At 38.7% G+C, this 14,692-nt stretch carries 13 protein-coding genes and 1 tRNA gene; 6 read left to right on the forward strand and 8 right to left on the reverse strand.

Annotation, left to right across the window (positions count from 1 at the left end; genetic code table 11):
• Positions 1-33: 33 nt before the first annotated feature.
• Positions 34-894 (forward strand): DMT family transporter, encoded by an 861-nt coding sequence (locus tag IEZ33_RS03600; RefSeq protein ID WP_191602357.1) that lies wholly within the window; start codon positions 34-36, stop codon positions 892-894.
• Between the two features lie 124 nt (positions 895-1,018).
• Here IEZ33_RS03600 and IEZ33_RS03605 read toward each other — a convergent pair.
• A tRNA-Arg gene (locus IEZ33_RS03605) sits at positions 1,019-1,095 on the reverse strand.
• Positions 1,096-1,438: 343 nt separating this feature from the next.
• Between IEZ33_RS03605 and IEZ33_RS03610 the strand changes: the two genes are divergently transcribed.
• Together IEZ33_RS03610 and IEZ33_RS03615 are read left to right on the forward strand one after the other, a co-directional pair.
• Entirely contained in the window at positions 1,439-3,922 is a 2,484-nt protein-coding gene (locus IEZ33_RS03610) for a response regulator (RefSeq protein WP_191602358.1), read from the forward strand.
• Positions 3,913-4,842: a diguanylate cyclase gene (locus IEZ33_RS03615; RefSeq protein WP_191602359.1), complete on the forward strand. Its 930-nt coding sequence runs from the start codon at positions 3,913-3,915 to the stop codon at positions 4,840-4,842. Before IEZ33_RS03610 ends, IEZ33_RS03615 begins: the two co-directional genes overlap by 10 nt.
• Before the next feature lie 85 nt (positions 4,843-4,927).
• On the opposite strand, the gene pepQ is transcribed toward IEZ33_RS03615, so the two are convergent.
• The 4 genes from pepQ to IEZ33_RS03635 form a co-directional block, all read right to left on the reverse strand.
• Positions 4,928-6,211: a Xaa-Pro dipeptidase gene (gene pepQ, locus IEZ33_RS03620; RefSeq protein WP_191602360.1), complete on the reverse strand. Its 1,284-nt coding sequence runs from the start codon at positions 6,209-6,211 to the stop codon at positions 4,928-4,930.
• Positions 6,212-6,338: 127 nt separating this feature from the next.
• A complete protein-coding gene (locus IEZ33_RS03625; RefSeq protein WP_191602361.1) occupies positions 6,339-8,273 on the reverse strand; it encodes a putative bifunctional diguanylate cyclase/phosphodiesterase in 1,935 nt (644 codons plus the stop codon).
• A gap of 43 nt (positions 8,274-8,316) precedes the next feature.
• Complete coding sequence (locus IEZ33_RS03630; RefSeq protein WP_191602362.1) at positions 8,317-8,541, reverse strand: YgaP family membrane protein; 225 nt, start codon at positions 8,539-8,541, stop codon at positions 8,317-8,319.
• A gap of 125 nt (positions 8,542-8,666) precedes the next feature.
• Positions 8,667-9,554, reverse strand: a complete 888-nt coding sequence (locus IEZ33_RS03635) for a DMT family transporter (RefSeq protein ID WP_191602363.1) — start codon at positions 9,552-9,554, stop codon at positions 8,667-8,669.
• A 166-nt stretch (positions 9,555-9,720) separates the two neighbouring features.
• On the opposite strand from IEZ33_RS03635, the gene IEZ33_RS03640 reads away from it, so the two are divergent.
• Positions 9,721-10,407, forward strand: a complete 687-nt coding sequence (locus tag IEZ33_RS03640; RefSeq protein ID WP_191602364.1) for a cytochrome b/b6 domain-containing protein — start codon at positions 9,721-9,723, stop codon at positions 10,405-10,407.
• Between the two features lie 35 nt (positions 10,408-10,442).
• On the opposite strand, the gene IEZ33_RS03645 is transcribed toward IEZ33_RS03640, so the two are convergent.
• Complete coding sequence (locus IEZ33_RS03645) at positions 10,443-10,859, reverse strand: YebG family protein (RefSeq protein ID WP_191602365.1); 417 nt, start codon at positions 10,857-10,859, stop codon at positions 10,443-10,445.
• Between the two features lie 145 nt (positions 10,860-11,004).
• Between IEZ33_RS03645 and IEZ33_RS03650 the strand changes: the two genes are divergently transcribed.
• Complete coding sequence (locus IEZ33_RS03650) at positions 11,005-11,889, forward strand: mechanosensitive ion channel family protein (RefSeq protein ID WP_191602366.1); 885 nt, start codon at positions 11,005-11,007, stop codon at positions 11,887-11,889.
• A 52-nt stretch (positions 11,890-11,941) separates the two neighbouring features.
• On the forward strand, positions 11,942-12,520 hold the full coding sequence (locus tag IEZ33_RS03655) for a DUF1439 domain-containing protein (RefSeq protein ID WP_191602367.1): 579 nt from the start codon (positions 11,942-11,944) through the stop codon (positions 12,518-12,520).
• A gap of 100 nt (positions 12,521-12,620) precedes the next feature.
• Here the strand turns inward: IEZ33_RS03655 and IEZ33_RS03660 are convergent, their stop codons facing one another.
• Complete coding sequence (locus IEZ33_RS03660) at positions 12,621-13,214, reverse strand: hypothetical protein (protein WP_191602368.1); 594 nt, start codon at positions 13,212-13,214, stop codon at positions 12,621-12,623.
• Between the two features lie 181 nt (positions 13,215-13,395).
• Complete coding sequence (locus IEZ33_RS20815; protein WP_191602369.1) at positions 13,396-14,685, reverse strand: methyl-accepting chemotaxis protein; 1,290 nt, start codon at positions 14,683-14,685, stop codon at positions 13,396-13,398.
• Positions 14,686-14,692: the final 7 nt, after the last annotated feature.

A 14,692-nucleotide genomic window follows, 5' to 3' on the forward strand; every position in this document is an offset into this window, starting at 1 on the left:
GTTTTATATTGCTACACATCTAGGGAGATCGATATGAAACATTCAACAAAAGGTTGGCTAAGTGGTTTAGTCGGGGTTATTACATTTTCAGGCTCATTACCCGCAACAAGAGTGGCTTTAGAAGGGTTTGATCCTACCTTTCTGACGGTAGCACGAGCTTCTATTGCAGGATTATTAGGTCTGGTATTTTTAGTGTTATTGCAACAGCCTCGACCAACCTCATCTCAGGTGCCATCTTTATTGTTAAGCGCCTTAGGTGTGGTGGTGGGGTTTCCTTTGCTAACCGCTTTATCTTTGCAATATGTCACGGCGGCTCACTGTGTCGTGTTTGTTGGGCTATTGCCGATTTGCACGGCAATGTTTGCCGTGTTAAGAGGGGGTGAGCGTCCGCGTTGGCCTTTTTGGGTATTCTCTATGATTGGCGCCATGTTCGTTGCTGGATACGCGGCCCTAGGATCTGGAGAGGCTTCTCTATTAGGTGATGGCTTGATGTTAGCTGCCATTCTTGTCTGCGGTATGGGGTACGCTGAAGGTGCTAGCTTGTCACGGGTGTTAGGAGGGTGGCAGGTGATTTGTTGGTCGTTAGTGGTGTCTTTGCCCGTTATGTTACCAATGGTGTTTGTCTTTTGGCCTGAATCGTTTGCGGGAGTGAGTGTCTCTGCTTGGCTTGGATTAGCTTATATCTCACTCTTCAGCATGTTATTTGGTTTTATTTTTTGGTACAGAGGTCTTGCATTAGGAGGGATTGCCGCCGTGGGACAACTGCAATTAATTCAGCCGTTTTTTGGTTTTATGCTTGCAGCATGGTTGTTACAAGAAAGTGTGAGTTTGACCATGGTGTGGGTCACAATAGTGGCTGTGTTATGTGTGGCAGGCGCGAAGAAATTTGCTTAGTGGTTGAGGGGGGATATTAACCTTTTACGACAAGAGAGGTTCGAGACTCCGTTCATTAATAACGCATTATATACCTTAAGTGCGTTGAACATAGTTTGATAAGTCGTTGAAACTTATTGAAGAATGGTACACCCGAGAGGATTTGAACCTCCGGCCTCGCCCTCCGGAGGGGCGCGCTCTATCCAGCTGAGCTACGGGTGCATTATTCGTCTCTTATTCTTACGAAGAGCCTACCTAGCCTAATCACATCCCAGTTAATGGGCAAGGACTAAGAAGCGCGAAGTATACAGAAGACAGCCGCGTCTCTCAATATGATAAAGCAATTTAAGGTGACTAAAATGATGGCGTGTGGTCTACATTGTCCTCTATTTTTTATTAAAGTACCCATATGTTTTTTTATGTAGCTATTTACCTGCAAAGCTGGTTGTTTAAGAAATATTGGACGATACTTAAGCTTCAAATGAAATAACTTGTTATTGGTATCAGATACCCTTTCCAAGTTACTTATTTAGGTGACGGCTATTTATGTTATGGAGTACAAAAAGTGCCGAAAATACGATTCATTATTCCGCTTACTGTTATGGCTCTTGGGATTTGTTTGATGGCCATGGTCTGGCCTTTCTTGTGGCAAAGTTCTGATTCAGTGTTAGTCTACATTGGTGTTTTTATTGTTCTTACCGCGTGTCTTTGTTTTCTTTCTCTTCAACAATTACGAGTCAGCTTAATGACGTTTTATGAGGCTAAGGTACGGGCCTTAGAAGAAAAAAACGCGTCTCTATTGGAAAAATTGAATGATAAAAGTGATATCAATACAAAGAAAACGCTTTTTCTCGCTAAAATGAGTCAGGACTTGTTGATTCCTGTGTCTGCCGTTAGCCGCTTTATGGACTTATTGGAAGTGAGTGAGCTGAATGATACCCAGAAGCGGTATGCTCATGATGCTACTTTTTCTTTAAATCTTATTAAGCGGACATTGGATGATATTGTTGATATAACAGACATTGAGTTGCAAACATTATCGATGACGTCTAGAGATTTTTTCTTGCAAGAGGCAATTAAAAACGTAGGGATGACATGTACGTTAGCGAATCGTGATGCGGCTACCGAAATTTATTATGACTTGAGTTCAAATATACCTTTATATGTTAGAGGTGACGAGGTTCGTTTTAAGCAAATATTAGCTAATTTATTGTCAAATGCCATTAAGTTTACTGATAAAGGCGTTGTAGTCGTAGGCTTCAAATGCATTAATATCGATGAAGATTCTGTTCATTTACGTGTTTCAGTTAAGGATACTGGGTGTGGTATTGATCCGAATCAACTCGATGAAATACAGCAACTTTTTTCTCAAAAAATAGATTCACTGGATAGGATCTATTCAAGTTCCCGCCTTGGTTTAGTTTTGGTCTCTCAGCTGGTAAAAAATATGAGAGGAGAAGTGAGTGTTATTAGTGAAGTGGGTCAAGGTAGTGAGTTTATTTTCGATGTCGTCCTAGAGGCCGCTGAGAAACAAGAGTCTTTGATTGACATGGCGGAGGATATTTCGTCTTTTTCAATTCTTCTAGTGGATGACAACCAAACTTCTTTAAGTATTATAGGTGGGTATATAGAAGAGTTTGGCTGGAACTATGTATCTACAAGTAGCCCGATAGAGGCCGTTTCCTTATTGTCAAACCGACCAGAAGATAAACAGTTTGATTTGGCCATTATTGATTGGAATATGCCTGAAATGAATGGTAAACAGCTGGCGGAAGAAATTAGAGCGCTGTCTTTTTTTAAAAAAATGCCTTTAGTAATGATGATTACGGCCTATTCCAAATCTATGTTAAATACTCTCTATAGCAATCATGAGCCGCTAGTGAATGGCTTTTTAATGAAGCCTATTACGCCACATGAGTTATATGACTCCGTTAGAGATACCTTATTAGTCGTTAAAAATACAATTAAAGAGCCAATTATTGGTAATTTACCTCGTTTTAATAAACGAATTTTATTGGTGGATGATAATCCAACGCATCAGAATATCGCGAAAGGTCTGTTAGAAAGCTTAGGCTGTCAAGTCGTTTCGGCTTACGGCGGCAGAGAAGCATTGACTGTACTTGAGGAGAATCTATTCAGCTTTGATCTGGTCTTTATGGACATTCAAATGCCTGATTTGGATGGATTAGAAACCACTATAGAGATCCGAAAACTGAAAAAATTTGAGACTTTGCCTATCGTTGCGTTAACCGCGAGAACCTTAAGGGTCGATATAGACAAATGTTTTGATGTTGGTATGAATAGCTATATAGCGAAGCCTTATGATGTAAAAGATTTAATTAAAGTACTGATTGCCGTGACGAAAAAAGCCAACCCGGACTCTAATTTTGATACAGAAATTACCATTAAAATGTCTGATCCTGACCGCAAGGCGTTGACGTTATTTGAGCAATATGGAGTCGATTGGGAAGGGGTAATGAATCGATTCAGTCATAATAAGCTGATATACCAGCGTTCCTTAGTTTCTTTTATGGATGAAATTAAGCGCTATCATGATGTGTTAACGGCACATAAGTATGTCGATAATATGGATGAGTTTAAGTCAATAATGCACATGCTTAAGGGTACGTCAGCGTCGTTAGGTTTTAATTCTATGGCTGAAAATGCCAAAATAATAGATGAATTGTTAGTAAGTGATCATCATAAAGAGATTGATAAACATTTAATTATGCTTATTCAAAATATCGCTGAGGCTGAACACGCCATTCCTGAGCTGATTAATTTATTAGATGACAAGCTGGATTCAGGAACGGATGAAAATTGCTCTGTTAAGCCGAATCTTGGGCTTCGTAAGTCATTGCTTTTATTGCAAGAAGAAGTCGCGTCAAATAACATGCATTCGATTGAAACATTTCAGCATATAATGAGTGACTTAGGCATGTTATTCCCTAATGAGACGATCAGTTTATCGGAATCATTAAACAAACTGCGCTTCAAAGAGTCGAATAGTATAATCACAGTATTGTTAGAGGAAGACAAATGCCTTTAAGGTCGTGGCTAAAAAATAGAGAAGTGGATCTATCTAATGCAAAAATCCTTGTAGTAGATGACCAGCCCGTCAACATTCAAGCCGTGTATTCTTTATTAAGTAACGATTATATTGTTTTGGCGGCCACCTCTGGTGAAGAGGCTCTTGATCTTGTTGCGACGTCTTATCCCGATCTGATTTTAATGGATGTTGTCATGCCCGGCCTTTCTGGATTAGAAACTTGCCAGAAACTAAAGGCAATTGAAGAGACCTCGGATATCCCTGTGATTTTTATCACCGCGAATGAAAGCCCTGATGAGGAAAATAAATGTTGGTCTAGTGGAGGAATTGACTTTATTAGTAAGCCGGTTAACCCAACGACACTCAAGAATCGCGTTAAGTCACACTTAATGTTGAAATACCAGAAAGACATGCTTTTAAAGATGGTTTATATCGATGGACTAACGGGTGTGTTTAATAGACGATATTTAGATGAGCATCTTATTAGGCAGATTCATTTAGCGAGGCGTTCAGCAAAAGACAGCAGTGTCTTGCTTATCGACATCGATTTATTTAAGCAATTTAATGACCGATATGGGCATGTAGAAGGTGATGCAATTCTCAAAAAAGTGGCAGAGTCTATCCAGAGTCATGGATTAAAAAGAATGTCCGATTTTGTGGTTCGTTATGGGGGGGAAGAGTTTGTTATTGTGCTACCTGAAACGAACACGGCAGGAGCTGAAAAGGTAGCTGAAAGAATTCGTGAGGAAATTCAGTCACTTAATATAGTTCACTTAGATTCAGAACTTGGTGTGTTAACCATTAGTATTGGTATCTCTGGGTGTTTATTTGAAGGCGCTGATACGGTTAGCGTGCTCGAAGCAGCGGATAAAAAACTGTATGAGGCAAAAATATCGGGTCGTAATAAGGTCTGTGTTTAATACAAACTACAGCTGCAGACTAGCCAAACTCATTAAGTTGAAACATCGTAATGAATTTGGCTAGGTCTTTCTACAGTAAGTAAGCTTAACTGTGTCTTGTTAAGTTCACGCTCATGTTGTCTTTGACTAAGACATTATCTTCAATACGAATTCCTCCAAACGGCAACAAGGATTTAATTAAACTCATGTCACAGCCATGTTGCGGCACAGTAGACAGCATTTTTTCTAAAAGCATAGGGATAAAGTATAAGCCTGGCTCAATAGTAATGACCATATTGGACTCTAATGTTCTGGTTAGCCTTAAATAAGGTGCATTAGATTGTGGTTTAAGTATGTCTCCTTCAGGCGAAACCTGATGTCCTCCAACGTCATGAACTTGCAATCCTAAAAGGTGCCCTAACCCATGAGGGAAAAAGGTTTGAGTGATGCCTTTTGCTATTTGTTCGTCTGCAGGTAATGAACAAATTTGTGACTCTTGTAATAAATTGGCTATTTCAGTTAAACAAGTGAGGTGAAGGTCTCTATAGTCGACTCCATGAATGGCTTTGTTTGCAAGAGTTTGTTGTATTGAATCCATACTAATCAGTAGGTCATTAAAGACATTCTCATCTGTTGTAAAGGTACGAGTGATATCGCTTCCGTAGCCATTTATTTTCGCGCCAGCATCGATTAATAAGGTGTTAAAATGGTCTGGCACCTGGGGACGTTTATGCTCATAATGCAACACGGCCGCATTTTTATTTAGAGCAACAATGCCTGAATAAGGCTCCTGATAACTCGTTTGTTGGCTCGCCTGTAGATAATCTAGGTAAATTTCCAACTCACTTTTGCCATTTAAAAACGCCTGATGTGCTGCGTTGTGGCCGGCTAATGCTCTAATATTGGCTTGTTTGAGTAGGTCAATTTCGTAGTCTGTCTTATACGCTCTATGGTAGTTAAGCCAGTGTAGTATGTCTTCATTCTGGCTACATTTATTGGAGAGCCCCTTTACTTCTTGTCCGATCCAAACACACTTCCCGGTTATCTTTTGCATCCAATCTGTTTGTGCACTGGTCTGTTTAATTGTCCATAAATCAGACCACTCGCCCTGAGGAAGGGTGTGTGGAGCATGCCAAAAATCCTCTTTTAAGGGCCAAATTAAAGTTGGTTTCGATTCATTTGAAATAATGATGAAAGTATCAGGGTCTAGATCAAAAGGAAGCCATTGTTGAGCATAAGCATTTGGCTTAAATGGAAGCGCGTTATCATCTTGGAAATAATAGCTTTTTTTGCCGCTTGCGATAATAATATAATCGAGTTGAAAACGTTCTAATGTTCTTTGGTAAAAAGCGATGAGTGATGTTAAATGTGATGCATATAATGAGTTCATTTTTGTACCTAATAAACGTAAAAGTAGACAGAACTATAGGTAACTAACGTGAACGGCTCAAGAGCATAAGCATTTAATTTTAAGTTCGCTGTCAATTAATTATGACAGAGAACTACGTTTTGTCTTTTTAGATGGAATAGTTTTTCTTCGCTTGCAGTAGAGAGGTTAAGTCATTCACCGATAAAGGGCGGTCAAAGTAATAACCCTGTCCGTGTTGGCATCCCAAATCAGCTAATGTTTTAAGTTGACCCTGTGTTTCTATCCCTTCAGCAACAACCTCCCAGTTTAATCGATGACTTAAACTAATGACGGCTTCGACGATCGCAAGATTATGTGGGTTGGTATTTATATCCATAATAAATGATCGGTCAATTTTAATGACAGATGCATCTAATTGGCTGATGTAGGATAAGGAGCTAAGTCCTGTTCCAAAATCATCAATGGCAATACGAATGCCTAATTTTCTGAGTTTTAATAAACTGCGCTTTGTGGAGGATATATCATTCATCATAGCTGTTTCAGTTAGCTCAATTTCAATAGATGTCACAGGAACATTATAGCTCTGTAAAAGCTGTTCTAGATCTTTTCCAAAATGATCATCTAATAAATTATAAGGGGATATATTGACGGCGATCGTTGTATCTATGCCATTTTCTCGCCATTGACTAACTTGTTTAATGGATTTTTCTAGGATGTAACGAGTAAATTTATGGATATGGACACTTTTTTCAATTAAAGGAATAAAGTGGACCGGAGACACGATTCCTTCAATAGGGTGATCCCACCTTGCTAGTACTTCAACACCTATTAACCTACCTGTGTTAAGTTCAATTTTGGGTTGGTAAAGTAGAAATATTTGCTCTTTTAGAATGGCTTCTGAAACATCGCCTCGAAGTTTTGCATCGTATAAATAGGACTCTCCTAGAGTGTTGTTGTAAACCACTGGTCCTAAGTGGTTTGATTTAGATTGGTACATAGCAAGATCGGCATTGGTGATTAAACTGTCTAAATCTAAACCGTGTTGAAATAAAAGAGAGATACCGATACTGGGATTAATTTCTATACTTATGTCATTAATAACAAGTGCATTGATGCAGGCTAGTCGTAGTTGCTCGGATACCTCTAATGCGCTCGATTCAGTTAAGTTTTTGCCCCATATAATGAATTCGTCGCCGCCCATGCGAACGAGTGTTTCTTCTTTCGTTAAAGTGTTTTGAATTCTTTGGCAAAAGCCATTTAACACCATATCCCCTATATCGTGTCCATAGGCATCATTTATTTCTTTAAAATCGTTTAAATCAATTAATAATATGGCACCGCTTTTTTGATCACTATAGAGGCTTTGTTTTGAGATTAACTCTTGAATTTCTGTATTGCATTTTGAAAAAAGGTACAGCCTATTTGGTAGGCCAGTTAAGGTATCGTGCGTCGCGATATGAGTAAGAGCATCATTTTTTGACTGTACCTTTTTATTCATCCAAGTCGCTAAAAATAAAGCCAGCCACACAGCAATCCAAAAAGTGATAAAAGAGGTAATAATTAAACGTTGTGTTATGTAGTCTAGCGCTAAAGAGAGAGAGCGGGCCTGCTTGATAAAGAGAATGTCATGGCCATGCTTTGTGGTTAAACGAACCCAAGCATAACGGTCATTGTTTATATCAAAAATGCCATGATCATTCTTCTCCATAGCTTTTTTCATTATGTCAGTGGCTTGATGAAAAATGTCTTCGGGTAGGTTGGATGTTGAAAAAATTATGGATGAGTTAAATAATATAAACCCATAGGTTGTGGTTTCTTTTGATGGAGTGGGTAAGTAGTTTTTATTCAGAATTGTTCGTATCCTGAATTTCGCTTCTCCTAAGGCGTGTGTGTTGAGAACATATTCTAAATGCGTGCCTTCTGTTCTTATGGAATCAAATTCCGTTGTTTCACCAATATCAACAGCTATTTTATAAACAACTGTTATGTATATTATGGATACGGCGATAGCAACGCCTAGGCAAACAAGAATCAATCTGAGTTTAAAATAAGGATCTTTTTTAAGAGCCGTTATGGATTGCATTAAGCGTCCTTTTTCGACCTATCGATAAGGTTAATTATGGAAATTAATCTTTTTCTTTATAAGTACTTAGGTTTACTAAATGATAAACAGGGCACCATGAGGAAATAAAGGAGATTAGGTTCAAGACACCAAAGACGAAGAGTAACCCTCGAATTAATGAATCTCCGATAAACTCACCATAAAAAAACGTAAAAAGACAAACGGATAGGCCTATGAATCCACGAACCACTCGATCAATTGAATTTAAATTTCTAGATGGAAACGGCATAGTATGAACCTCATAGAGAACGTGAAAAATAGTTTTAATACACGGATATTATAGTTTATTTTAAGATTGAGGGTCGGTTTTGGATAGGAAAAAAAGGCTTACTTTGTAGCTTATTGTAATGGTCATTAAAAATAGCTTGATAAGGCGACAATCATAACGCTGGATAATATAAATCCTCCGCCGACCCATTCTCTAAAGCTGATTTGTTCAGAGAAGCGATATTTTGAATAGTAGAGTGTGCCTATTACTTCAATTTGCCCTAACGTTTTGACTAAAGCCGGGTTTGCCAATGCAAATGCCGTAAACCAACCGATCGATCCTATGGCGCTAAAAAAACCGACTTTAGTGCTTACGTTTAGATTTTTAGTGAATGGGCTAAAGAGTTTTTTTTCAATATAAGACTGAATAGACCACAGTAAAATAGATTGAATCGCTAAAACTAAAATAAGAGTTAAAGCGGCTCTCGTTGCTAAATGCCCATCTAATTGATGGCTGGCGAAAGTAACCGACAGCGACGTTATTGCAAAACACAGCCCACTGGCTAACCCAAGTAATGCGCCTTTTTGAAAAAATCCAGCAAGACTGATTGAGGTTTTTAGGCTTAATATGACAATGCCAATGACGCCTAAAACGATTCCGACCCAAGCGGAAAAAGATAACGCAGACGCAAAGATGAATAAGCCTAATAGCGCCGTCATTATAGCTTCTGTTTTAGCAAACAAGGTGCCACTCGTATAGCTTTGAGTCTTAAAAAGAGTCAGCATTAAATAGGTTGCTGCAACTTGGGCTATCGCACCAATAAGCGCTGAAAAATAAAATGATAGGGTTGGGGGAAGCGTAATTTCGCCTAAAATTACCCAACAAAAAACACCATAAAGAAACACAAAAGGAAGGCCAAACAGTGATCGTGCTAGCGTTGCATGTAATGTTCCAGACTCTTTAGAGAGAGAGTTCTGATGCGCTGTTCTCATGGATTGAAACCAAGCCGCCATTAACGTTGAGAGAATCCACATAGTAGGAGAGCCTTTTTGAATGTGTATTGAGTTCGTATATGGTTATTATTTTGTAAGCATGGGGTTATATTATTCGGAAGTAAAAGGAATAAAAATTATGTTTTGGATTACTATTTGGAATCTGAAACAATAAGGTGATTTACTGTCGCCCTCTTATAGATTGTGAATGAATACAAACACGGAGAAAGTAATGAAAAGTGAGTTGGTTTGGGATTGGCCGATTAGGGTGTTCCATTGGATAATGGTCATTGTGTTTTCGGCATTAGTAATAACAGGCAAATCTGAAGGAGACTATTTAGAGTTACATGTAGATCTTGGTTATGTACTTTCTGGCGTGCTGGTAGCTCGTATTCTATATGGTTTTTTAGGATCTCATTATGGCCGCTTCTACCAAGCATGTTCCAGTATAAAAAACGTGTTTCATTATACCTCTTCCATGTTTAACAAAAAGACAGTTCCTGAAGTGGGGCATAATCCATTAGGTTGGTTAATGGTAATGGCTTTGATTTTGTTACTCGTACTGCAAGTGGTGAGTGGCCTGTTTTCAACAGATGATATTTTTTGGTATGGCCCGTTTTATGATTATGCGACTGACGAATGGCTCTCTATTTTTTCTTATGTACACCATTATTTACCGAATGCCTTAATTGGACTTTCGGTATTGCATATAGGTGCGGTCATCGTTCATGAAGTTTGTTTTAAAGAAAGGTTAGTAAAAGCCATGATTTTCGGAAAAAAGCAGGTGTTAAAAACGGATGCTTTGCCTACAGTTAAGACTCCTAGAGTAGGAGTAACAATCAGTTTGGGTGTCAGCTTATGCTGGTTGCTTTGGTTATTCAGTTTACCAAGTTAACCAGCATAATGTGTGTTGCAGGTATAGAGCAAATGTTAGGCCGCTTCATCGCTATCATTTAATTCGATAATACCTTCATCGAGGTCACGGTCCATATCGATCATATCATCGGTATTGAGCATGGCCTCTTCATCGGTTTCGATAACAATGTCTTTCAAATTCTTTGTTTCGTTTAAGGCATTGGCTTTTGGCTTATCCTTACTTATTTTCTTAGGCGCTGGCTTTTTTTTGGCTCCTAATGCAATGAGTAAGCTGTCTTTATTTTCAGCTAAATGCATAGACAGCTTTTCGAGCATCTGGACATTATCAATTATCTGACTTTCTTCTAATAGCTGGTAGAGTTCATCAGACACATCCAGCAGTTTGTCATAAGCGTCTGCTTCTGCTTTTGAAGAAAAAGTCATTTTCTCTACCCCATTGCGTTCAACAACATATTTTGTAATAACAGGCATGATCCACCCCTAATAAATTATACTGTATAAATATACAGCTTTATTTCTTTTCTTGTCCAGTTTTTTATAATACTTTGCTGATTTGAATTGTTGATTAGCCTAATGGTTGTTAAAGTGACTCGCTTGAAAATAGGATATAGGTAATATGGTTTTTGATTTAAATCAGATTGATCTCACTTTTTTTAAAGAGCATTCACAAGTTGTATTAACGCTTATTTGGGTTGTTCTTTCATTGGCTATTCGCTCTTATGTAAAGCGTGCAGTTCGTGATGCAAAAAAATTAGAGCACGATTCAAAACGTCAGAAAATTAATACCATTGATAATATTTTTAATATGGTATTAGTTGTTGGATTGATTTTCATTTGGCTTTCAGAGCTGCAAAACTTAGCCTTGTCTATTGCTGCTTTTATGGTGGCTTTGGTCATAGCGACAAAAGAGTTTATTCAATGCATTGTAGGAGCTTTTTATAAAGCCAGTACACGTCCTTTTCGAGTGGGCGACTGGGTAAAAATAGGCCATTTTGAAGGTGAGGTGACAGACAGCGATTGGCTAACAACCACTCTTTTTGAAGTCGATATGTCAGGAGGTAGTTACCAATATACGGGTCGGACTTCTGTAATACCGAATGGTTTACTTATGACTCATACCGTGCAAAATTTAAACTATACTCGGCGTTACGTGACTCATGTGTTTTCAATTACGCGCCAATCTGACGAGGTCAATTTATTTAAGGCGAAAGGTCAAATACTAAAACGCATTAAAGAGTACAGCGAACATTTTAAAGAGGTTGCAATACGTTATAACAGTTTAATTGAAAAACGTTTAGATATTACAATCTCAGGTCCTGAGCCAAGTGTCCGAATTACAACAACAGCCGAAGGCTACAATGTGTTTACCGTGTCCTTATTTTGCCCAACAGAAGAAGCGCTAGAAATAGAGCAGAAAGTGACAGAAGATTTTATGATGTATTGGTTTCAAGAGGCACGTGGACAGCAAGGTGTTTCAGAACCCCAATCAATAGAATCGTAGTGAGCAGAGTCCGAATAAAACCGATTGTGGTGGCTTATTTTGAGAGAAAAGTATGAAGAAAATCTACTGTTTATTTGTGATCGTATTAGCGGTGCTTTTAAGTGGATGTAATAGCTACCGTTTAAGTGAAGTCAAACTAAATGACGAGATAGCTCAGCGTATAAAGGATGAGCCTAAACAGAGTATTCTCGTTGCCATGGGCGAGCAAACAGTCACCCTTGATATGGTTATCGTAGGCGCGACGGTGGATCTGACAGCGCAAGAGGGCGGGATTGCAAAAATTCGTTTGTCGACAGATATGACGGGTACATTAACCATGTTAGGAAGAGACATTTCCATAAACACCGATTTGACGCCCTTCATTCAAGCGGGCGTGAGAATTGACGAGGGAAAAATTTATTTGGTCAATCCTAAGGTATTAGAGATTGCGGTTAATGGCTCAAGCTTTAATGATCAGTTATTGCGTTCCGCTTTAGGGCCCTTACATGATGATTTTGAAGTGGCATTATCCGGTTATTTTTCTGAAAACCCCGTTTACGTGATGAACCATTCGGCTTTAGAGGAATCGGCGGCTTTAGTCGTAAAAAAAATCACTATTAATGAAGATGAGATAGTGATGTCTATGTTCTGAGATCGAGAACAGAGGTTGATCACAAATTAAGTATCAAAGAGTAAAACGCCGTTATCTAGGCTTAGATAACGGCGTTTATTTATGTTTGGAAGAGAACTGTCTACGGTGTTTGAAGTGCATGGATTGCTTTAAATTTGGCAATCAAAGCAACAGGTTTTTTCTTCTTGTTGTCGCTGTTAAGTGCGTAAACGACAGTTTCACCTTTTGGTCCTGAACCAATGTCTGTGTAACGTAAAGGTACTTCGCCGACTAAGCGTGCTTGAGTCATTTCTTCCAAAGAGGAAAAGACGTAAATGCGGCCTTCTTCGGTGTACATTTCACCGTAAAATTCACTGGCTCCTTTCAGCTTTCCATCGTACATGTCGATAGACGCAATGCCGGATGTTTTCTTTTTATCTTCATTGGTTAAGCCAAATACAATGGTTTCGCCTTTTGGACCTTCTCCGATACGTACTTTACGATAAGAGGTTTCACCAAGAGCCAGAAAGTCTTGATAAACAGCAAAGTTATCGAAAATATAGAGGCGACCATCATGATGAGCCTCAAATAAAACTGTATTTTTTAATTCTTGTTTTACCGTCTCTGTTACTTGAGCTTTTGCCTGATTGACTTCGTTGTTCACATTAGTATTGCAAGCCGTTAATAAGACGGCCGCTGAAAGAGTGAAAGCGAGAGTGGCGCGTTGTTTTTTCATAAGAGAGTCTCCTTTAATAGTGCGTAAGACTCTATAAGCGGCTGGTTACCATTTTATTACAATTTAAACCCATGTTTAAAAATAGCGTTATAATTGGAGGTAACTTGTGTGGAAAGGGGATTGATGAGTTTGGAAGTGATTAACAATAAAACCACTTCCTAATCAAGGTGTGACTTCTGGACTAGAGCAGGTCGGATACCGATTTAGAGACGTCTTCGGCTCCTTTACGTATTTCATCAATGATGCCGAACGCTTCATTTACCAACTCTGTGCTTTGATCTGACTGGTTTTTTACCTGCACCATACTTTCTTTTGCTTCACGAGTTAATAGACTATTCTGTTTGACCATATTCTCTATTTCCACTGTTGAAGTACTTGTCCTAGCGGCTAAAGACCTTACTTCATCGGCAACAACAGCAAAGCCTCGACCTTGTTCTCCTGCACGTGCCGCTTCTATAGCGGCATTTAATGCAAGTAAATTAGTTTGATCTGCGATACTGCTAATGGTGGTAACTATTTTTGAAATTTCATCAGACTGTTCGTTTAATTTATCAATTAAAATCGATGAGTTATCGATATCGGTTGAAATTTTCGTGGCGATATCGACGGTTTTTTGTAAAACAAGTGAACCTTTTTCTGAAACTTGAGCCGTTTCTACTGACGTAGAATGAGCGATTTCAGTAACATGTCGAGTGGCGAGCTCTTTATTTACTCTTTCAGTGACGTCGCTGGCAAACTTAATGATTTTGATGACATTATTTTTATTATCAAGGATTGGGTTATAGGTGGCTTCTAGCCATAATGTATTACCGTTTTTGTCCTTGCGTTTGAATTGACCGGATCTGAAAGCGCCTTTTGCTAAGTCTTGCCAAAAGGTTGGGTTTTCGTCATAGAAATCTTGGTAGCAAAACAGTTTATGATGTTTGCCTATTATATCGCTCAATGAATAGCCAATAGTGGCGGTAAAGTTCTCATTGGCATGAAGTATGTCGCCTTCTGGCGTAAATTCAATAACCGCTAAAGATCGGTCAATTGCATTTAAAACAGATTGCTGATTATCTAGATCCGTTTTTGTTTTCGTGACATCGCTGGCTATCTTAAATACGCGAGTGACTTTACCTTCTGCTTCGACAGGGAAGTAAGTGGCTTCTAGCCAGATGGGATTGCCTGCTTTCGTATATTGTTTAAAAGTACCTGATACTTTTTTGCCTTGATTCAGCTCATGCCAAAATGCGTTATATTCGGAATTCTGTGTGTGCTCTTTACTGCAAAAAATTCTATGATGCTGTCCCTGTATGTCTGTTAATGTGTAGCCTATCGCTTCTAGAAAAAGTGCGCTTGCATCGATTACCTTACCATCAGGTGAAAATGAAATTGTCATCATGTTTTTTTGAATAGAATCGATTAAGGCTGTATTTTCTGTAAGATTACTCTCCACAGCGTTAGCCTTCTTTGTTTTGCTGAAAAACATAAAGTAC

It is taken from the genome of Marinomonas algicola (genome assembly GCF_014805825.1).
Taxonomy (GTDB): Bacteria; Pseudomonadota; Gammaproteobacteria; order Pseudomonadales; family Marinomonadaceae; genus Marinomonas; species Marinomonas algicola.